This window comes from Sphingomonas sp. BL-S-25 (assembly GCF_055521555.1).
This window is the reverse complement of the sequence record NZ_CM145486.1, coordinates 3,791,206-3,811,368: the sequence shown is the minus strand read 5'-3', so window position 1 is coordinate 3,811,368 and position 20,163 is coordinate 3,791,206. Positions and strand designations below refer to the sequence as shown.

Annotated in this window: 20 protein-coding genes; 11 read left to right on the top strand and 9 right to left on the bottom strand. The window is 65.5% G+C overall.

Features of this window, described 5'->3' with window-relative positions; genetic code table 11:
- Positions 1-25 precede the first annotated feature (25 nt).
- Positions 26-805 (bottom strand): transglutaminase-like domain-containing protein, encoded by a 780-nt coding sequence (locus ACZ1H8_RS18495; RefSeq protein ID WP_465178676.1) that lies wholly within the window; start codon positions 803-805, stop codon positions 26-28.
- Between the two features lie 167 nt (positions 806-972).
- On the opposite strand from ACZ1H8_RS18495, the gene ACZ1H8_RS18490 reads away from it, so the two are divergent.
- Together ACZ1H8_RS18490 and ACZ1H8_RS18485 are read left to right on the top strand one after the other, a co-directional pair.
- Positions 973-1,272 carry a hypothetical protein gene (locus tag ACZ1H8_RS18490; protein ID WP_465178675.1) on the top strand — a complete coding sequence of 100 codons (300 nt, stop codon included), beginning with the start codon at positions 973-975 and terminating at the stop codon, positions 1,270-1,272.
- Between the two features lie 143 nt (positions 1,273-1,415).
- A complete protein-coding gene (locus ACZ1H8_RS18485; protein WP_465178674.1) occupies positions 1,416-1,820 on the top strand; it encodes a hypothetical protein in 405 nt (134 codons plus the stop codon).
- Positions 1,821-2,166: 346 nt separating this feature from the next.
- On the opposite strand, the gene ACZ1H8_RS18480 is transcribed toward ACZ1H8_RS18485, so the two are convergent.
- The 3 genes from ACZ1H8_RS18480 to trhO form a co-directional block, all read right to left on the bottom strand.
- Positions 2,167-2,697 carry a dihydrofolate reductase family protein gene (locus ACZ1H8_RS18480; RefSeq protein ID WP_465178673.1) on the bottom strand — a complete coding sequence of 177 codons (531 nt, stop codon included), beginning with the start codon at positions 2,695-2,697 and terminating at the stop codon, positions 2,167-2,169.
- 1 nt (position 2,698) lies between these two features.
- Positions 2,699-3,028, bottom strand: a complete 330-nt coding sequence (locus ACZ1H8_RS18475; RefSeq protein WP_465178672.1) for a hypothetical protein — start codon at positions 3,026-3,028, stop codon at positions 2,699-2,701.
- A gap of 289 nt (positions 3,029-3,317) precedes the next feature.
- Positions 3,318-4,109: an oxygen-dependent tRNA uridine(34) hydroxylase TrhO gene (gene trhO, locus ACZ1H8_RS18470; RefSeq protein WP_465181420.1), complete on the bottom strand. Its 792-nt coding sequence runs from the start codon at positions 4,107-4,109 to the stop codon at positions 3,318-3,320.
- A 133-nt stretch (positions 4,110-4,242) separates the two neighbouring features.
- Between trhO and ACZ1H8_RS18465 the strand changes: the two genes are divergently transcribed.
- Positions 4,243-5,577 carry an ABC1 kinase family protein gene (locus tag ACZ1H8_RS18465; RefSeq protein WP_465178671.1) on the top strand — a complete coding sequence of 445 codons (1,335 nt, stop codon included), beginning with the start codon at positions 4,243-4,245 and terminating at the stop codon, positions 5,575-5,577.
- Between the two features lie 12 nt (positions 5,578-5,589).
- Here the strand turns inward: ACZ1H8_RS18465 and ACZ1H8_RS18460 are convergent, their stop codons facing one another.
- Positions 5,590-6,300, bottom strand: a complete 711-nt coding sequence (locus tag ACZ1H8_RS18460; protein ID WP_465178670.1) for an SDR family NAD(P)-dependent oxidoreductase — start codon at positions 6,298-6,300, stop codon at positions 5,590-5,592.
- Between the two features lie 126 nt (positions 6,301-6,426).
- On the opposite strand from ACZ1H8_RS18460, the gene ACZ1H8_RS18455 reads away from it, so the two are divergent.
- The 3 genes from ACZ1H8_RS18455 (at position 6,427) to ACZ1H8_RS18445 (ending at position 11,892) form a co-directional block, all read left to right on the top strand.
- Positions 6,427-7,986 (top strand): cryptochrome/photolyase family protein, encoded by a 1,560-nt coding sequence (locus tag ACZ1H8_RS18455; protein WP_465178669.1) that lies wholly within the window; start codon positions 6,427-6,429, stop codon positions 7,984-7,986.
- An 88-nt stretch (positions 7,987-8,074) separates the two neighbouring features.
- Positions 8,075-10,189, top strand: coding sequence for a malate synthase G (locus ACZ1H8_RS18450; RefSeq protein WP_465178668.1), 2,115 nt, complete (start codon positions 8,075-8,077; stop codon positions 10,187-10,189).
- Between the two features lie 74 nt (positions 10,190-10,263).
- Positions 10,264-11,892 carry an alpha-L-fucosidase gene (locus tag ACZ1H8_RS18445; RefSeq protein ID WP_465178667.1) on the top strand — a complete coding sequence of 543 codons (1,629 nt, stop codon included), beginning with the start codon at positions 10,264-10,266 and terminating at the stop codon, positions 11,890-11,892.
- 41 nt (positions 11,893-11,933) lie between these two features.
- Here ACZ1H8_RS18445 and ACZ1H8_RS18440 read toward each other — a convergent pair whose 3' ends face one another.
- The gene (locus ACZ1H8_RS18440; protein ID WP_465178666.1) at positions 11,934-14,786 is read right to left on the bottom strand and encodes a glycoside hydrolase family 31 protein; all 2,853 of its coding nucleotides are present in this window, start codon (positions 14,784-14,786) and stop codon (positions 11,934-11,936) included.
- 278 nt (positions 14,787-15,064) lie between these two features.
- Between ACZ1H8_RS18440 and ACZ1H8_RS18435 the strand changes: the two genes are divergently transcribed.
- The 4 genes from ACZ1H8_RS18435 (at position 15,065) to ACZ1H8_RS18420 (ending at position 18,540) form a co-directional block, all read left to right on the top strand.
- The gene (locus ACZ1H8_RS18435) at positions 15,065-16,528 is read left to right on the top strand and encodes a UxaA family hydrolase (protein WP_465178665.1); all 1,464 of its coding nucleotides are present in this window, start codon (positions 15,065-15,067) and stop codon (positions 16,526-16,528) included.
- A gap of 194 nt (positions 16,529-16,722) precedes the next feature.
- Positions 16,723-16,947, top strand: a complete 225-nt coding sequence (locus ACZ1H8_RS18430; protein ID WP_110148775.1) for a hypothetical protein — start codon at positions 16,723-16,725, stop codon at positions 16,945-16,947.
- A 29-nt stretch (positions 16,948-16,976) separates the two neighbouring features.
- Positions 16,977-17,501: a gamma carbonic anhydrase family protein gene (locus ACZ1H8_RS18425; RefSeq protein WP_465178664.1), complete on the top strand. Its 525-nt coding sequence runs from the start codon at positions 16,977-16,979 to the stop codon at positions 17,499-17,501.
- A 94-nt stretch (positions 17,502-17,595) separates the two neighbouring features.
- A complete protein-coding gene (locus tag ACZ1H8_RS18420; protein WP_465178663.1) occupies positions 17,596-18,540 on the top strand; it encodes an NAD(P)H-dependent flavin oxidoreductase in 945 nt (314 codons plus the stop codon).
- 17 nt (positions 18,541-18,557) lie between these two features.
- Here the strand turns inward: ACZ1H8_RS18420 and ACZ1H8_RS18415 are convergent, their stop codons facing one another.
- Complete coding sequence (locus ACZ1H8_RS18415; RefSeq protein ID WP_465178662.1) at positions 18,558-19,022, bottom strand: DUF1465 family protein; 465 nt, start codon at positions 19,020-19,022, stop codon at positions 18,558-18,560.
- 67 nt (positions 19,023-19,089) lie between these two features.
- On the bottom strand, positions 19,090-19,284 hold the full coding sequence (locus ACZ1H8_RS18410) for a YdcH family protein (RefSeq protein ID WP_110148785.1): 195 nt from the start codon (positions 19,282-19,284) through the stop codon (positions 19,090-19,092).
- 152 nt (positions 19,285-19,436) lie between these two features.
- Between ACZ1H8_RS18410 and ACZ1H8_RS18405 the strand changes: the two genes are divergently transcribed.
- Positions 19,437-19,589: a YdcH family protein gene (locus tag ACZ1H8_RS18405; RefSeq protein ID WP_110148771.1), complete on the top strand. Its 153-nt coding sequence runs from the start codon at positions 19,437-19,439 to the stop codon at positions 19,587-19,589.
- Positions 19,590-19,760: 171 nt separating this feature from the next.
- Here ACZ1H8_RS18405 and ACZ1H8_RS18400 read toward each other — a convergent pair whose 3' ends face one another.
- Positions 19,761-20,108, bottom strand: a complete 348-nt coding sequence (locus tag ACZ1H8_RS18400; protein WP_465178661.1) for a PilZ domain-containing protein — start codon at positions 20,106-20,108, stop codon at positions 19,761-19,763.
- Positions 20,109-20,163: the final 55 nt, after the last annotated feature.

Here is a 20,163-nt window from a genome sequence, read left to right as displayed (position 1 = left end):
GAGTTCCCCGGCTTTCCGGCGTCACTCAGCTGGCCTCGGTCACCTCGACCGACTGGGCGTTGAACGATGCGAAGCCATAGGAGGTCATGAACGACACATCGGCGGCGTCGCGGCCGACGCCGATCTTCGCCATCGCCGATTCATGCGCCATGCCGGTCGCATCGACCAGATGCCATTCGCCGCCCAGGAACACCTCGGCGACCGCATGGAAATCGGGCGGATCGACGCCCAGCGCATAGACGCTGGCGATCCGCGCCGGAATGCCGGACGCACGGGCCAGCGTGATCATCACATGCGCATAGTCGCGGCAGATGCCCTGCCGGCGCACGAAGGTGTCGAGCGCGGTCGTCTCCGAATTGCTGACGCCGGGGACATAGGTGAAGCTGTTGTGGATCCAGTCGCGCATCGCGACGATGCGACCACCGCCGCGATACTTGCCGAACTCCGCCTCGACAAAGGTCTGGAACTCGTCCGACGGGCAGTATCGCGACCCCATCAGATACTGGATCGTCTCCCCCGGCAGGTTCCTGAACTCGATCTGCGGAAGCTGCCCGCAATCGGCGACCTTGCGCTGGATCGCGACCGTCGCGCTGTAGGTGACCGTCATCCGGCCCTCGGCGCGGACCCAGATGCGCTCGCCGATATTATCCTGCGCCGCAACGCGCGCGAAATGGTCGCGCGGGATCACGTCGATATGCGCGGTTTCGACGAATTGCTCGGGGATCATCGCTGCCTCGACCTGGAGCAGCACATCGGTGGGCCGCTCGAACGAATAATCGAGCATCGATCGGATGGAGAGTTTCATTGCGCCGCAACGTATCAGAGACTGATCCGTGCCGGGAAAAAATGAAATCGCCATAATGCACGATGCCCGCATCCAGCGCCGCCTTGGCCGCTTGCTTGATACCCGCCAATTAGGCCGAATACGCATCTTCTGGTATCTTCCAACTCGGGGGTGCCTGGAGGTGAGCCGTGACATACCTGATCCCCTTCGCACTTGTCGGTGCCGTCTTCACGACCGAGACCAATTCCCAGGACGTAGTCCCGGCACTCGATCCCGGCGCGATGGTCGGCTGGACCGGCGGCGAGGCCGCCCGCTACAGCAATGAACGCCGCGCCGGCACGAACCGCACCCGAGCGCGGATGAGCCCGAAGGAAGCCCAGGCCCGCCGCAACTGCGCCCGCAAATGGACGATCCGCACCCGGCTCGGGCGGGATCACCCCCAGGTGAAGCGCCTCTTCGCGCTATGCCGCCAGGCGGGTTATTACTGAGGGTCGGGGTGGGTCGAAAATAATAAAGCGATGGAGGCGTTTCGGATGCGTCGATGATAGATACTCGACTTGCCGATCAACCCCCGCCCCTATCGGCGCGTGCCTGGCCGATCGCGTTCGTCGTGACGGCTGGCTATGGCCTGATGCTGTTGGGGATCGACGCTGGCCAGTCCCTGGAACTGCTCCACCCCGCCCTCGCGCCCCTGACCGCGCTGGGCGGTCTTCTCGTCTACTGGTCCTTCCTCTGGCTGATCGCCTTACGCGACCCTCGCATTTGGCGCGATCCGGTCCGCTTCGCGGAGCATCTTCAAGGCTGGGCTAAAAGAACAGCGCGTCCGGTGCCGGATGCCGCAGAGAGAGAACGCCTTCGCCTAAGCGCGCAGCATGCGGGCGGCATTGCCCTGGCTCAGCAAGGCGGCTTGATCGCGGGCGTTGGCGCCGGTGTGACCTTTCTCGACCATGGCGGATTCTCCGCCATCCTGGTGTTCGGCGCGACCATGCTGATCGTCGGACTGGCGCTGCGCCGATGGCTGGTCGACGAGGAATAGATCAAAGGTCGGAATCCAGTTCGTTCAACCGCAGGGAGGCATCCACGAAGACATCATACAATCTATTTTTTCCGATGCTGTCTGGTATATTTTTCGTGGCCATGACTAGTTCATAAATTAGAAGCGGATTATCTACCATTGACCATATATTCTTCTCGCGGGTCGACCGCTCCAAACATCCACTCTGATTTTTGTTTTATGTGCAATTTCGTAATGGCAGCCATTTTCTGCGCTGCCGCCTTAGCATTTTATTTGATCTAATTATTCGAATAAACTCTGGTCGGCGATTTGTTAAGCCTTGACGCGAACTCGGGCGCAATGTCCGCGCAACTCTCTTGCTCCACGATCAGGCCGGCACATAGCGCAACCGGATCACATCATCGCCGATGCGATCCGACGCGATCAGCCGCAATCGGGGACGCGGACCCGCGAACAGCGGCTTGCCGCTGCCAAGCACGACCGGATGAACGTACAGTCGATACTCGTCGACCAGGCCGAGCTGCCCAAGGCCATGCGCCAACTCGGGCCCCGACACCTCGATTTCGCCGTCCAGCCTGGCCTTCAGACCGCGCACCTCCGCCTCCAGGTCCCGCCCAAGCAGCGTAGCATTCGAACCCACCGATCCAAGCGACCGGGACACCACCCATTTCAGAGTCTCCCGCCATGCCGCGGCATAGTCGCGCTCGGCATCGCCCCATTCGGGATGCTCGTTGTCCCAATAGCGCATCACCTCATACATGCGGCGGCCATAGAGGCTGGCGGAGATGCTGCGCTGATCGTCAATGAAATGGCGAAACAATATCGGGTCCGGCGCGAACCCTGTGTGATCGACATAGCCGTCCAAGGACTGGTTCAATGCGAATACGAGCTTTGCCATTCTAGCACCTGCTTATGGTCGAACGCCCGTCGATGCCGGTCACCGTCAGACCTTCCGCGGCAAGATCGGCGAGCAGTTCCCCTGACATTTCAGTCGCTCCGATCAGGTCTATCCGCCGCCACGCCGGATAATGGTCGTCTAGATTCCAGATGACGCGCTGAATTGCGACGTCAGTTATCGCCCCACCTTCCGCACAAAATACCGCACTCGAATCGTCGAGATCCTTTCTGTAACGATCGAACCAGAGGCGCTTCATCGGACTTTCGACGATCCAAACTGCACCGCTGGCTTCGCCATCATTGGCGAGATCGAAGATTAGCGTCACGTCCATGCGGCAGATCTTACTTTCCGAAAACAGCGTAGCCAAACCTTCTTTGATTGACTGCAAGCTCGCACATCACTGCACCAGCAGGATCCCGCTGTTCGGCGGATAGGCCCATTCCAGTCCGCGATCGGTTACCACGCCACTGTCCTCCAGCGGAATCTTGATTTGCGGCCGCCCCATTCGGGAACCGGGGTGTAGAGAACAAGCCCCAACTCCCGTTCCCCTGAGCGAGTTGGAAGACGCTGCGCAATTCTGACTCAAACACCCCCTCCACGAGCTTGTCTCGGGGAGGAATTCAGGTGCAGCCCTCGCAACCGCGCTCGGTCACCGAAGTCTGGCACGCGGGGCACAGGCGGCGGTCGCCGGGTTCCAGGCCGGGCTTTACCGTCACGCGCTGGTCGAAGACGAAGCACTCCCCTTCCCAGCGGCTCTGCGCTGCGGGGATCTGTTCGAGATAGGCGAGGATGCCGCCCTTGAGGTGATAGACCTCGTCCAGCCCCTCGGCCTTCAGGAAGGCGGTCGATTTCTCGCAGCGGATGCCGCCGGTGCAGAACATCGCGACGCGGGGCATCGGCCCCTCCGCCTCGAGCGCCTTGCGGAATTCGCGGAACCAGTCGGGGAATTCGCGGAAGCTGCGCGTGTGCGGATCGATCGCCCCCTGGAAGGTGCCGAGCGCGACTTCATAGGCGTTGCGGGTGTCGATCACGATCGTGTCGGGCGCCTCGATCAGCGCGTTCCAGTCGGCCGGCTCGACATAATGGCCGACATCGGTGAGCGGATCGATATCGGGCTGGCCCATCGTCACGATCTCGCGCTTCAGCCGCACCTTCATCCGGTCGAACGGCATGGCCGGGGCACGCGACAGCTTCACGTCCAGACCGGCGCAACCCGGCAGCGCGCGAAGGTGGGACAGGACCGCGGCGATTGCCGCATCGTCGCCGGCGATGGTGCCGTTCAAGCCCTCCGAGGCAATCAGCACCGTACCCCTGATCCCCAGTTCGTCGCAAAGCGGCCGTAGCTGCTCGCGCAGCGCCGCCGGATCCTCGACCGGCGTGAACTGATACAGTGCGGCGACCTGGATCGGCATGGGGGACGTCACTTCTGAACCTGCAACTCTCTGGAATTCCAATCCCGGCTCCCTAGTCGATCGAGCGCCGTTCGTCGCGGCGGAATTACCAACACCGGCGGGAACCGACGCGCCGGTCCCGCGCTGTTCGCGCATGCAGCAGGATGATGAGGACAGGAAGGCGCGGCACCGCGCGGTGCCCAGCGGCAGGATCGCGCGACTGGGTGCCTTTGGGCGGCTGGCGGGCGGGGTCGCCGGCGGCATGCTCGCCGAAGGAGCGCGGCGGCTGGCCGCGGGCGAGCGACCCAGGATGGGCGACCTGGTGCTGACCCCGGCCAATGCCGCCCGGGTCGCGGATCGGCTGTCGCATCTGCGCGGCGCGGCGATGAAGCTGGGCCAGATGATCTCGATGGACGCTGGCGATGTCCTGCCGCCCGAGTTGTCGGCGATCCTCGCCCGCCTGCGCAACCAAGCGTACCGCATGCCGCCGGCGCAGCTCGACCGGGTGCTGCGTCAGGAATGGGGCGCGGACTGGCGCCGGCGGTTCCGTCATTTCGAAGCGTCGCCGATCGCGGCGGCATCGATCGGACAGGTCCACCGCGCCACCCTGCCCGATGGTCGGCAGCTGGCGATCAAGGTTCAGTATCCCGGCGTGGCCGAGAGCATCGACGCCGATGTCGACAATGTCGCCACGCTGCTGCGCGTGTCGGGCGTCCTGCCGCAGACGATCGACCTGAAGCCGCTGCTGAGCGAGGCCAAGCGACAGCTGGCGGAGGAGGCCGACTATCTGCGCGAGGGCGAGCAGATGCGCCGCTATCGCGCGCGGCTGGAGGGCGATCCGCGCTATGTCGTACCCGTGATCGAGGACGCGCTGACGACGCCGCGGGTGCTGGCGATGAGCTATGTCGAGGGACAGCCGATCGAGTCGCTGGCCGACGTGGACGAGGCGGATCGGGACCGGGCGATGACCGCGCTGGTGACGCTCGTGTTGCGCGAGCTGTTCGAGTTCGGGGTGATGCAGACCGATCCCAATTTCGCCAATTATCGCTGGCAGCCGGACAGCGGCGCGCTGGTGCTGCTCGACTTCGGCGCGACCCGCGCCGTGCCCGCCGGCACGGCCGATGCCTATCGCCGGCTGATCGCGGCCGGCCTGTCGCGCGACCTGGGCGCCGTGCGCGATGTCGCGATCGAGACCGGGTTCATCGGTGCCGCCGCCGCGGAGGCGCACCGGCCGGCGATCGACCGGATGATCGCGGCAATCGATACTGCGCTCAACCGGCCCGGTCCGTTCGACTTTGGCGACCGTGCCTTCGTGCCGGTGGTCCGCGACGAGGCGCGAGCGATGATCGCCGACAAGGCGACCTGGCACGTGCCCGATGTCGAGACGCTGTTCGTCCAGCGCAAGGTGAGCGGCACCGCGCTGCTTGCCGCCCGGCTGAAGGCGCGGGTCGATATTCGCGGGCTGGCGGCGTCGCTGGCCAGCGGCTGAACGCGGCCGGGATCAGGGCGCGATCGGCGATCCGTCCCAGGCGAAGATGCCGCCGCTGTCCGCCGGTTGCAGGCCGTCAATGACCGCGATCAACTGCGCAGCGGCGCGTTCGGGCGGGAAGAGCTTCTCCGCCGGCACCCGTCCGCGAAACGGCGCGCTCAGGCCTGTTTCGACCGTGCCGGGATGCAGCGCCACGCAGAGCGCCTTGGGACGCGTGCGACCGATCTCGATCGCGGCGGTGCGCACGATCTGGTTCAGCGCGGCCTTCGACGCGCGATAGCCATACCAGCCGCCCAGGCGATTGTCCGAAATGCTGCCCACCCGTGCCGAGAGGCAGGCGATCACGCTTCGTCGCTCCCGGGCAAGCTTCGGCGCGAAGTGTCGAAGCGCAAGCGCCGGACCGATCGTGTTGACCTGATACTGCCGCATCAGCCAGTCGGCATCGAGGTCGCGCAGAGCGCGTTCCGGACCGAGTTCCCCTTCGTGCAACAGTCCGGTGGCAACGATCACCAGATCGATCTCGCCGTGGATCGCTTCCGCTGCCGCCGCGATGCTGTCGGGATCGGCGACGTCGATCCGGTCTGTCCGCACGGCCGATGTTTCCGAGCGTGGGGCGCGCCGCGACAGTGCGTGAACGGTCGAATAGCGGCCCGACCGGGCGATATGATCGACACAGGCCCGGCCGATCCCGCCGCCTGCCCCGATGACGATTGCCTGCTGCATTGGTACTCCCAGGGAACTTGCGCCGGGGGTTCCGGCATTTGGTGACATGGACAAGCTTCTTCATGCCGCGCTCCGGCCACAACGCATGACTGCCGCCGCGGATCACGCCCGGTCGAAGCGACCGGCATGACGGTCCTGACCCCGGTGCTGGGCGACCAGCTGTCGCAGTCGCTGGCCAGCCTGCGCGACGTTGATCGCGGCGAGGCGGTCGTGCTGATGATGGAGGTGTGGGACGAGGCGACCTATGTCCGTCATCACAAGAAGAAGATCGCGCTGATCTTCTCGGCGATGCGTCATTTCGCCGAAACGCTTCGGGCCGAGGGCTGGACGGTCGATTATGTGACGCTGGACGCGCGCGGCAACAGCCAGAGCTTTACCGGCGAGGTCGCGCGCGCGGCGAAGCGGCACAGGGCCAGCGCGGTCCGCGTGGTCGAGGCCGCCGAATATCGCGTGCGGCAGCACCAGGACGAATGGGCGGACCGCACCGGACTTCCGGTCGAGATCCTGGGCGACGACCGGTTCGTCTGCCCGCTGCTCGACTTCTACGCCTGGGCACAGGGTCGGCGCGAATATCGCATGGAATATTTCTACCGCGAGATGCGCCGCCGCACCGGTTTGCTGATGACCGGGGACGGCAAGCCCGAAGGCGGTCGATGGAATTTCGACGCCGAGAATCGCGGCACGCCGCCGCGCGGGCTCAATTATCCCCCGCCGGAGAGGTTCGAGCCCGACGAGATCACCCGCGAGGTGCTGGCGCTGGTCGCAGCACGGTTCGGCAAGCATTTCGGCGATCTGGAGCCGTTCGGCCTGCCGGTCACGCGCGATCAGGCGCTGGTCGCGCTGAAGCATTTCATCGCGACCACCCTGCCCGATTTCGGCCGGTACCAGGACGCAATGGTGACCGGTCAGGACTATCTCTACCACAGCAGCCTGTCGCTGTGCCTCAACCTCGGCCTGCTCGACCCGATCGAGGTCTGTCAGGCGGCCGAGGACGCGTATCGCGCAGGCGACGCCCCGCTCAATTCGGTCGAGGGGTTCATCCGCCAGATCATCGGCTGGCGCGAATATATTCGCGGCATGTATTGGTGGGACATGCCGAAATTCGCGGAGCGCAACGCGTTGAAGGCGACCCGGCCGCTGCCCGACTTCTACTGGACCGGCGACACCGAGATGCGCTGCCTGAAGGAGAGCATCGGCCAGACCAGGCGCGAGGCCTATGCCCATCATATCCAGCGGCTGATGGTGCTGGGCAATTTCGCGATGATGATCGGCGTCGATCCCAAGGCGATCTCGGACTGGTTCCTGGTCGTCTATTTCGACGCCTACGAATGGGTCGAGCTGCCCAATGTCGTCGGCATGAGCCAGTTCGCGGATGGCGGCATGATCGCGTCGAAACCCTATGCGTCGAGTGGCGCCTATATCGACCGGATGTCCGATTATTGCGGGCGGTGCCGGTATAGCGTGAAGCTGAAGACGGGCCCCGACGCCTGCCCGTTCAATGCGCTCTACTGGCATTTCCTGGCGCGACACGAGAAGCGGTTCGCCGGCAATCCGCGAATGTCGAACATGTATGCCACGTGGCGGCGGATGAGCGCGGAGAAACAGGCCGATTATCTCGCCAGCGCCGAGCGCTTCCTCGAGACGCTGGAGCCGGCCGGCGACGGCTGGGCACGGTCGGGCGGATGATCGCGCCCCCTTGCCGATCCCGGCAATTGCGCTACACGAACGGCTCCTTCCCCAGGAAACAGACCAGACCTTGCCCGAGGAGTCTCCTGTGGACCGTGCCCGTTTGACCATCGACGACCGTATCGCCGCCTTCATCGATGATGAGGTGCTGCCCGGCACGGACGTGGATCGCGAGGGGTTCTGGGACGGGTTCGCCGAACTGCTCGCCGATCTGGCGCCGCGCAATGCCGAATTGCTGGCGAAGCGCGACGCGCTGCAGGCGCAGATCGACGATTGGTATCGCGCCCGCGCCGACCAGCCCTTCGACGTCGCGGCGCATGAGGCGTTCCTGCGGGAGATCGGCTATCTGGTGCCTGAGCCGGAGCCGTTCGCGATTCAGACCTCGCGCGTCGACGCCGAGCTGTCGATGATCGCCGGGCCGCAGCTGGTCGTTCCCGTCACCAATGCACGCTATGCGCTGAACGCCGCCAATGCGCGCTGGGGCAGCCTGTACGATGCGCTCTACGGCACCGATGCGCTGGGCGACCTGCCGCAGGGCAAGGGCTATGACCCGGCACGCGGGGCGCGGGTGATCGCGCGGGCCAAGGCGCTGCTCGACCAGGCCGCGCCGCTGGCCGAGGGCAGCCACGCCGATGTCACGGGCTATTCGGTCGAGATGGGCGAGCTGGTGCCCGCGCTGGCGGACCGCAGGGCGTTTGCCGGCTATCGCGGCGACCCCGCCCACCCCTCGGCGATCCTGCTGCGCCATCACGGCCTGTATCTGGAAATCCAGATCGACCGCGACCATGCGATCGGTGCCGGCGATCCGGCCGGCATGTCCGACCTGCTGGTCGAGGCGGCGGTATCGACGATCATCGATTGCGAGGATTCGGTCGCCGCGGTCGATGCCGAGGACAAGCTGCTCGCCTGGCGCAACTGGCTGGGGCTGATGCAGGGCAGCCTGAGGGCGTCCATCGCCAAGGGCGGCGTGACCAGCGAGCGCAGCCTCGAGCCCGATCGCCGCTATACCCGCCCCGACGGCGAAGGATCGGTCACCCTGCCCGGCCGATCCGCGCTGCTGGTCCGCAATGTCGGGCATCACATGCTGACCGATATCGCGACGCTGGACGGTGCGCCGGTGCCCGAGACGATGCTGGACGCGGTCGTCACCACGCTGTGCGCACTGCACGACGGCAAGGGTGCGGTTCGCAACAGCCGCAAGGGATCGATCTATATCGTCAAGCCCAAGCTGCACGGGCCGAAGGAAGTCGCCTTCGCCTGCGAGCTATTCGGCCGGGTCGAGGCGCTGCTGGGGCTGGCGCCCAACACGGTCAAGATCGGGATCATGGACGAGGAGCGCCGGACCTCGGTCAATCTCGCCGCCTGCATCCACTCCGCGCGCGAGCGGGTGGTGTTCATCAATACCGGCTTTCTCGACCGCACCGGCGACGAGATCCACACGGCGATGGAAGGCGGCCCGATCGTCCGCAAGGAAGCGGTTCGCAACACCGCCTGGATCAAGGCGTACGAGGCGCGCAATGTCGGCATCGGGCTGGCCTGCGGACTGAAGGGCAAGGCGCAGATCGGCAAGGGCATGTGGGCCGCGCCCGACCGGATGGCCGACATGCTGGCGCAGAAAATCGGCCATCCCCGAAGCGGCGCGACGACCGCCTGGGTCCCCTCGCCCACAGCAGCGACGCTGCACGCGCTGCACTATCACGAGGTCGATGTCTTCGCGGTGCAGGACGAAATGGCGAAGGCGCCCGCGACCGGCGACCTCGATGTGCTGCTCACCCCGCCACTGACGACCGGCACCAGTTTCGCGCCCGACGAGATTGCCGAGGAACTCGACAATAACTGCCAGGGGGTCCTCGGCTACGTCGTGCGCTGGGTCGATCAGGGCGTCGGCTGTTCCAAGGTGCCCGATATCCATGATGTCGGGCTGATGGAGGACCGGGCGACGCTGCGCATCTCGTCGCAGCATATCGCCAACTGGCTGCGCCACGGCGTGGTGAGCGAGGCGCAGGTCGACGAGACGCTGCAGCGGATGGCGGCGGTGGTCGATCGCCAGAATGAAGGCGATCCGCTCTATCGGCCAATGGCACCGGGCTTTGACGGGCCGGCCTATCGCGCGGCACGGGCGCTGATCTTCGAGGGCCAGGCGGCTGCCAATGGCTATACCGAGTTCGCGCTGACCGAGTGGCGGCAACGGGCCAAGGGCTGACGCGGGCGGCTTGTCGGTTCAACAGGTTAGCGGTACCATTTCCCATAGCAGCTGAGCCAAACCGGCGTCGCGTGGTGGGGAGATGGTCGCTGGTTACGAGACGCAAACTGCTGGGCGGACTGGGTGCCGCGCTGGCCGGATCGACGGTCGGCGCGGGCGCACGGGCTGAGGTGCCGGCAAACTGGTCGGCGATCGCCGCCACCTGGCAGGTGCCTGAGTGGTACCGCGACGCCAAGTTCGGGATCTGGGCGCATTGGGGGCCGCAATGCGTGCCCGAACATGGCGACTGGTACGGCCGGCAGATGTACCAGCAGGGCAATCCCTTCTATGACCATCATCTCAGGACCTATGGCCATCCGGCCGACACCGGCTTCATCGACATCATCGGCCGGTGGAAGGGCGAGAAATGGGACCCAGCCTATCTCGCCCGGCGCTATCGCAAGGCAGGCGCGCGCTACATCATGGCGATGGCCAGCCACCACGATAATCTCGACCTCTTCGACAGCAGCCATCACGAATGGAACTCGGTCCGGGTCGGGCCGAAGAGGGACCTTGTCGGCACCTGGGAGAAGATCGTCCGGGCCGAGGGGCTGCGCTTCGGCGTGTCGAACCATTCGAGCCATGCCTGGCACTGGTGGCAGACCGGCTATGGCTATGATCCCGAAGGCCCGCGCGCCGGCGAGCGCTACGACGCGTTCCGGCTGACCGCCGCGGACGGCAAGCACAGGTGGTGGGACGGGCTGGACCCGCAGCAACTATATGGCGGCCCGGCCATGGTGCCGCCCGCGGGCATCCGCTCGATCCCGGCGATGAACGATTTCCACGAGACGCATAGCGGCCGGTGGATGGAGTTCATCCCCGACGCGCATCCGCATTTCGTCGCCCGCTGGCTGATGCGGCAGAAGGAACTGGTCGAGAAATACCGCCCCGACCTGATCTATTTCGACGATTACGGCATGCCGTTCGACAGCATCGGGGTCGAGGCGCTGGCGCATTATTACGGCCAGGGTCTGAACCGCGACGGCAAGGTCGATGTCGTCGCCACCGCCAAGCGGCTGAGCCCCGAATTGCGCCGCGCGATGGTAGACGATGTCGAGCGCGGCTTCGTCGAGGATATCCGCCCCCTGCCCTGGCAGACCTGCACCTGCATCGGCGACTGGCATTATAATCGCTGGCGCTATGAGGCGAAGGCCTATGTCCCCGCGCGCGAGGTGATCCAGCGGCTGTGCGACATCGTCTCGAAGAACGGCAATCTGCTGCTGTCGATCCCGGTGCGCGGCGACGGGTCGATCGACAGCGAGGAAGAGAAAATCCTCGACGACCTGACCCGGTGGATGGGGCGCAACGGCGATGCGGCGATCTTCGGATCGCGGCCATGGCGCCGGTTCGGCGAAGGTCCGACCCGGCCCGGCGGCGGCATGCACAGCGAGGGCAACGTCAAGTTCTCTGCGGGCGATGTACGGTACATGGTCAATCGCGGCGCGCTGTACGCTGCCGTGCTGGTATGGCCGGAAGACCCGCTGACGCTGACCGCACTCGGCAAGCAGGCGCTGCCCGATGCCGTGATCGAGCGGGTGTCGCTGGTGGGCGGCGGAACCGTGCGGACCGAGCGGACCGATGCGGGGCTGACGCTGACGCTGCCTCGGGCGAAGAGCGGGGAGATGATCCCGGTCCTTCGGATCGAGGGCCGCGGGATCGCATAACCGCTACCGGATGCGCGGGCGCGTCCGGTAGCGGTCGGCGGTCATTTGCGGCGGATCGTCACTTCCTTGCCGTCATAGGTGACGAGCGTCGCGCCATTTTCGGCAAAGTCGGGAGCGACCGCCTTGTCCGGGCCGTGGAAGCGGACCGACACGGCGCGCTTCGCGGCCATGCCGGGGAAGCTGCCCTGGCGTGCGCCGATGGTCAGCGTGCCGCTCGCCTCGTTCCAGCTGATCGGAATCCGAGCGAAGGCGCCCTTCTTGTAGCCGGGGCTCAGCCCGTCATCCTCGTACAGCGAGAAGCTGCCGTCCTTGCCGGTGAAGACGTGGAGGACGATCGGCCCGTCGGGCTGCTCGCCGGTCCATTGCAGCGCAGGTCCGGTCGGCACGATCGATCCGGCACGCACGAACAGCGGCATGCGCTCGCGCGGCGCGTCGGCCTTCACGACCTGCCCGCCCTTCAGGAACGCGCCGGTGGCGAAGTCATACCAGTCGGCACCCGCCGGCAGATAGACGTTGCGGCTGCGCGCGCGGAACTCGGTGACCGGCGCGACCAGGAACGCCGGGCCGAACATATATTCGTCATCGATGCCCCAGCCGCGCTTGTCGGCCGGGAAATCCATGACGAGCCCGCGCATCATCGTGCCGTCCTTGTGCCAGGTGTCGGCGGCGACGGTGTAGATATAGGGCAGCAGGCGGTAGCGCAGCCGCGAATAGTCGACCATCGCGTCGTACATCGCCTGATCGCCCTTCGCGATCTCGTAGATCTCGCGCTTCGGCGTCTCGCCATGGCTGCGGAACAGCGGGCTAAACGCGCCGAACTGGAACCAGCGCAGATTGAGCTCGCGCCATTCGGCGAGATGCTCGGGCTCTTCCTTGGTATAGCGATCCTCGACCGCGAAGCCGCCAATGTCATGCGTCCAGTTGGGGACGCCCGACATGGAGAGATTGGTGCCGGCCGAGATCTGGTCGCGCAGATCGTCCCAGCGCGCCGCGATGTCGCCCGACCACAGGGCCGAGCTGGTCCGCTGCGTCCCGCCAAAGCCCGAGCGGGTCAGGATGAAGGGCCGCTTGCCGGGCTGCGCCACGCGCAGACCGTCCGCCACGCCCTCACCGTGGACCAGCGGATAGCTGTTGAAGAAGGCCGCGCCCGGGCCCTGCGCGGTCGGGCCCATGCGCTCGGCCCGCTGCTCGATCGACAGGTTCGAGTGGATGTCGGGCTCGGTCGCGTCCATCCACCAGGCGTCGAAGCCCTTGTCGACCAGTTGCTCCTTCATCTGGCGGAAATAGATTTGGCGCGCTTCGGGGGCATAGGGATCATAGTCGGTGTTGAGATAGCCCGGGCCGACCCAGTCCTTTTCCTTGGCCTCGAGATTGCCCTGGTAGAGATAGCCCTTGGCCGCCAGTTCCTGCGCGTTCTTGGTATTGGGATAGAATTTCGGCCAGACCGAGATCATGATCCGCGCATTCTGGGCATGGACCTCGTTCACCATGCCGACGGGATCGGGGAAACGCTTCTTGTCGAACTCGTGGCTGCCCCACTGGTCCTCGGGCCAGTAGAACCAGTCCTGGACGATGCTGTCGAGCGGGATGCGGCGCTTGCGATATTCGCGCACCACGCCCAGCAGTTGCTCCTGCGTCTCGTAGCGCTGGCGGCTCTGCCAGAAGCCATAGGCCCAGAGCGGCATCATCTCGGCCTTGCCGGTCAGGTGGCGATAGCCGCCGATGACACCGTCCATATCGGCACCGGTCACGACATAATAATCGAGCCCCTTGGCCACTTCGGACGACATCCACAGCGAATGGCGGTCGGGCGCGGCCAGCGGATCGGAGTGGAACAGCGCGAGATAGCCGGCATTGGGCTCCCACTCGATGCGGATCTCGACCGGCTTGCCCTTGGTCATCGGCAGGTCGAAATTGCGGAACCAGGGATTCCAGTTCTGTCGCCAGGCGTTCACCACTTCCTTCCCGTCGGCGAACACCTTGATGTAGCTCGACGCATAGAGGCGGAACTTGTGCGTGCCGGTGACGTCGGGAGTCACCGTGCCGGTCCAGACGACCTGCTGCTTGCCGACGACGACGCCGGCGGTGTTCTGGCCGCTCTGCGGGCTGGCGACGGTCTCGGCCTTGGCCGCGGCCGGCCAGTTCTTCTGGTCTTTGATGAACTGATAGTCGATGAACGCTTCCTGCCGCGTCACCGCCAGCTTGTCGCCGAGATAATAGTCGGCCTTCCAGCCCGGCTTGCCGCCGCTGCTGACGCGAAGCCCCTGACCGACATGGGCATAGGGCGTGGGATTGCCGAAGCGGGTGATCGAGTTGTTGTCCCACAACAGCCCATAGCCCTTGGTCGATGCGACGAAGGGGATGCCGATGTCCATATTGTGCTGGGCGAGTTCGACGTCCTCGCCATTGTAATTCATCTGCCGGTTCTGATGCTGGCCCAGGCCATAAAAGCCCTCGTCGGTGGCGCGGTTGAACTGCTGGCGGATGGTCAGATAGCCGGGCGTCGCCGACTGGCCGAAGGTACCGCGCGGCGATTCCGCCAGCACGATCTTGCCCGCTGCATCGCGGAAGCGGACATTGCCGTCCGACAGGCGGATCTCGGCGGTCGCGCGCGGCAGCTTCAGCGTGACGATGCCCTTGGCGGTGCTGACCGCCGGCTGGCCCTCGGGCTTGGCGGTAACCATCAGGCTGTCGGGCACGTCGATCGTCTCAAGCGGAACCGCGGTGACGCGGAACGCGGCGTCGCCATAGGCGAGCACGCGGACGCGCTTGGCCGGTCCGGTATCGGGCGTCACGATGACGCCATGCGGCACCTGCACCACGTCCGAGGCGAGCGCCGTTCCGCCCCACAGCGCAACCGTCAGCGCCGCCAGTCCCGTCAAACCCTTGATCACCTGATTCTCCCCTCCGCGGCCGATCGCCGAGCCCTTTCCAGGCCCTGTCGGCTGAATGGTAACGCTAACTTCATAACGGCTTCGCCCGCCGCGGCAAAGGCGCAGACGCGATCTTATTTGATTAATGCGATAAAACGGTAACATCGAATCGAGCCGTCGCTATCCCGGCTGGAAGGTCGAATGGCAAAGCTACCCGTTTCCAGCCGATCACGATCGACCGCGCGGGATCGACACCATTCCCCCTGCCCTGCGCCCGATCACGGACCTATATCGCAACCATGACTATCCCCGCCCTGTTCCAGATCGACCCGCGCGACAGCGTGGCCACCGCCCTTCGCGACGTCGAGGCCGGCGAGACCGGGCTGGGCGTCACCGTCGCCGCTGCCGTGCCCAAAGGACACAAGGTTGCGGTCAAGGCCGTGGCGACGGGCGCACCGGTGCTGAAGTTCGGTTTCCCGATCGGCACCGCAAGCCGGGACATCGTGACTGGCGAGCATGTCCACACGCATAATGTGACGACTGCACTGAAGGGAAGCGGCGACTATGCCTATCGACCCGCATCTCCGCCGGAAGCGCATGCCGACGGCCGCAGCTTCCTGGGCTATCGCCGGGCGGACGGACGCGTCGGTACCCGAAACGAGATCTGGGTGATTCCGACCGTCGGCTGCGTCGGGCGGACCGCGCAGAAGATCGCCGAGCGTGCCGCCGCGAAGTTCGGGGGCCGGGTCGACGGCGTGCATGCCTTCCCCCACCCCTTTGGCTGTTCGCAGCTGGGCGACGACCTGCGCGGCACCCGCGATATCCTGGCGGCGCTGGCCAACCATCCCAATGCCGGCGGCGTGCTGATCGTCGGGCTGGGGTGCGAGAACAATCAGACCAGCAAGATGATCGAGGGGATCGACCATCCCAACCTCCGCACGATCGGCGCGCAGGCGTCGAGCGACGAGATCGAGGAAGGGCTCGCGCTGGTCGCCGAACTGATCGAGGTCGCCGCGAAGGCCAAGCGCGAACCGGCGCCGCTGTCCGAGCTGGTGCTGGGTGTCAAATGCGGCGGGTCGGACGGGTTTTCGGGCCTGACCGCAAATCCTCTGGTCGGCCGCATGAGCGACGCGGTGACCGCCGCGGGCGGCAGCGCGATCCTGACCGAAATCCCGGAGATTTTCGGCGCCGAGCAATTGCTGATGGAGCGCGCCGCAAGCGAGCAGGTGTTCGACGAGATCGTCGGGCTGGTGAACGACTTCAAGGCGTATTTCGTTCGCCATGGAGAGCCGGTGTCGGAGAACCCGTCCCCCGGCAACATTGCCGGCGGCATCACCACGCTGGAGGAAAAGTCGCTGGGCGCGGTGCAGAAGGCCGGGCACGCCACCGTCACCGATGTGCGCCATTATGGCGAACGCGTCCGCACGCGCGGGCTGACGCTGCTGGAGGCACCGGGCAACGATGCGGTATCGTCGACCGCGCTGGCAGCCGCCGGCGCCACGGCGATCCTGTTCACCACCGGGCGCGGCACGCCGCTTGGCTTTCCGGTGCCGACGATCAAGATCGCCTCGAACAGCGATCTGGCCGCGCGCAAGCCCGGCTGGATCGACTTCGACGCCGGACTGGCGCTGACCGACGGGATGGCTAAGGCGGCAGATGCGTTGCTCGACACGATCTGCGCGGTCGCATCGGGCAAGGAGACCGCCGCCGAACGCAATGGCGAGCGCGAGATCGCGATCTGGAAGCGCGGCGTCACCCTGTAGCGAGTCGCGTTCGAGACGGAGTACAAGACGAAACAATACTAAGTATTCTTACTTAATATTGCCTGTTCTCCGATACTTGCGACGCCGACAAAGAGACGAACCGAAACGAGTATAGGGGCGGATTGTGCGATGCGGCATTGAAACCGGAGCCGCGGAACCGGTAAGCAGAGCCCGGCTATTACCGGGTGGGTAGGATGACCGAGTTCTTCATTTTCATGTACGCGATGACCGCCTTTTTCGTCGTGACATCCATGCGCCGTAACCAGATCGAGCAGCGGTCGTCCTCGCCTGCGCTGACGCTCGCCGGCTGGGGGTTGTTCTCGCTGTCGTCGACGCTGGCGGTGCTGATGGCCGCAGTCGCGGTCGCAATCGCGCTGGGCATGCAGGTTCCGCTGGGGACGGTCGAGTCGCTGTTCTAATTCGTGCGTCCGTCCGATAGGGTGGGCGCATGCCGCTTTACGAAATCGGGGGCAAGCGCCCCACCGTCGCCGACACCGCCTGGGTGGCGCCCAGCGCCGACCTGATCGGCGACGTCCAGTTGGCCGAAGACGCCTCGGTCTGGTTCGGTGCCGTGATCCGGGCCGACAACACCCAGATCACCGTCGGCCGGGGCAGCAATATCCAGGACGGGGCGATGCTTCATTCAGATCCCGGCCAGCCCTGCATCGTCGGCGACGAGGTGACCGTGGGCCATCATGCCGTGCTGCACGGATGTACCGTCGGCGATCGGACACTGATCGGCATGGGCGCGACAATTCTCAACCGGGCGGTGATCGGCGAGGATTGCGTCGTCGGAGCCGGCGCGCTCGTGACCGAGGGCAAGGTCTTCCCGCCGGGCCATCTGATCGTCGGCAGTCCGGCCAAGGCGATCCGCCCGCTGGACGAAGCCACGATCGCCTTCCTCAAGGTCTCTGCCGCCACCTATATTCATAAGCAGCGCGAATATCGGCAGGGCCTGACCCGAGTCGATTGAACGCCGCCGCCGACAATCGCAACATGACGCCAGCCTGCCGTAGCGTCCGCCGACCGGCTCTCGACAGCCATTCCGGTTGCGCTATGAAACCTGCATGGCCCTGCCCCCGATCTTCGACCGCCTGCGGCTTCCCGTCATCGGATCGCCGCTGTTCATCATCTCGGTTCCCGACCTGGTCATCGCCCAGTGCAAGGCGGGGATCGTCGGGTCGTTTCCGGCGCTGAACGCCCGGCCGCAGAGCCAGCTCGACGAATGGCTGCAGCGGATCACCGAGGAACTCGCAGCCTGGGACCGCGACCATCCCGACACGCCCGCCGCCCCCTTCGCGGTCAATCAGATCGTGCATCGATCCAATACTCGGCTGGAAGAGGATCTGGCGACCTGCGCCAAATGGAAGGTCCCGATCGTCATCACCTCGCTGGGCGCCCGGCCCGAACTGAACGATGCAGTTCACGGCTGGGGCGGCATCACGCTGCATGACGTGATCGACGATCGCTTCGCTCACAAGGCGATCGAGAAGGGCGCCGACGGCCTGATTCTGGTCGCGACGGGCGCAGGCGGCCATGCAGGGCGGCTCAATCCCTTCCCGCTGGTGCAGGAGGTGCGCGACTGGTTCGACGGACCGGTGATCCTGTCGGGCGCCATCTCGACCGGGCGATCGATCCTGGCCGCGCAGGTGCTGGGCGCCGACCTTGCCTATATCGGCTCGCCCTTCATCGCGACCGAGGAGGCCAATGCGGTCGATGCGTACAAGCAGGGCATCGTCGACGGCCGTGCGGAGGACATCGTCTACTCGAACCTGTTTACCGGGGTTCACGGCAATTATCTGCGTGCCTCGATCATCTCGGCAGGTCTCGATCCCGACAATCTGCCAGTCAGCGATCCCAGCCAGATGAATTTCGGTGCGGCCAAGGCATGGAAGGACATCTGGGGATCGGGCCAGGGCATCGGCGCGGTGCGTGCGGTAGAACCCGCGGCTGCGTTGATCGACCGGCTGAAGCGCGAATATGCCGAGGCAAAGGCTGCCGTCCCCCGCTGAGCGCCGATCTCGGGCGCTCAGAACGCCCTGGACAGACGCTCGAGCATCGACCTTGCGGGGCCGGGATCGACCGGCTCCGGCTCGTCCAGCGCGGTGTCTAGCCGGGCGACCCGTCGATACAATTCGATGCTGCTGCGCATGATCGCGGCCGCCTGCTCCGGCATCGACGCCAGCACCGCCTCGTCGGTATCCGGCGCCGGGCCCAAGCGGCGGGCCGGAGCCAGCGCCTCAGCCGCTCCGATCTCTCCGGCATCGACGGCGCGGCGGGTCAGCAGCCACGCGATGACATGCATCAACCGCGTCGTAACCTTCAGCGACTCGCAGGAAAAGGCAACCCGGTTGGCGGGCACCAGCGCATGGCGCTCGCGGCGACCGATCTCTTCGAAATAGGCGCGCGCTTCATCCGCCAGAAGCAGCGCCTCGACATGCAGCGAGTCGGCCAGCCGGCGGTGAAGCAGCGAGGTTCCGATTGCGCTCGTCATGACCGCCATGCTGCCACAGCGCGGCGGCGAACAGAATGGGAAATCTCCAGCACAAGCCGTTGCCAGCTCAGGCGATGATGTCAGGGATCAGCTGGTCTTCCAACTGGGCGATCTCGTCCTTGAGCATCAGCTTGCGCTTCTTGAGACGTGCGATCTGCAGCTGGTCGCCCCCCATTGCCAGCAGCGCCCCGATCGCTGCGTCGAGATCGCGGTGCTCGGACCGCAGCCGTTCGATACGGTTCAGAATCTCGCGCTCTTCCATGCCCCTCTCCTGCCCGAACACGGCCGCGGCGCGCAACGGGCCATCGCGGCTTTTCGCCATTTCGCCGAAAGGCATCGAAACCCCCGAGACAAGCGCGCGTAAAGATGATCTACTTACGCTCCGGCCTTGAACATCGAAGGAGGAAAACATCCATGAACACCGCACATCTCTCGGCGCTCAACGCCAAGCATGAAGTGCTCGATCAGCGGATCGCAGCCGAGTCGCAGCGACCCCGTCCGGATGACATCCTGATTGCCGACCTGAAGCGCCAGAAGCTGCGCGTGAAGGAGGAAATGGAGCGCTAAGGGCTCACCTGGCGCGATCGAAAGAAGCCCTCACCCCCGGCAAGCTTGCCGGGGGACTGTGGCACCTCAAACTTCATGACATCGCAGGATTTGAGCGACATCCCGGAAGTGTCGGTCGATCGATCCCAGGATGACGAAGGTGGCGCCCCCCTGATCTGGCGCGCCCGGACGCTACAGTGCGGGCCAGGCCCCGTCTTCCACGCGCCGGCGCGCTGCCAGCGGATCGACCGGTCGATCGAATTCGACCCCGATCCGCCCGTCGGCAGCCCAAGCGATACGGCCGCCGATCCAGCCGATCCCGCGAATTTCGATCTCGACGACCGTGCCGGGGGAAACCGCCTCGCCATAGACGGCCATCAGCCCGCCGGGAGACAGGTTGCGGATGCGGATCGTCGCATCGTCGCGTCCGGATATTCGCAATGTCGCGAACAACATCAGGCTGTCGCGACCGGCACTGCGCTGGCCGGAGGATTCTTCCTGTCCCGATGTCTCGGGAGGCTCAAACGACACCTGGTCCATTCAGACTGCTCGAACGTGGATTGCCATCGCGCGAACTAGAGCAGGAACCGGTGTC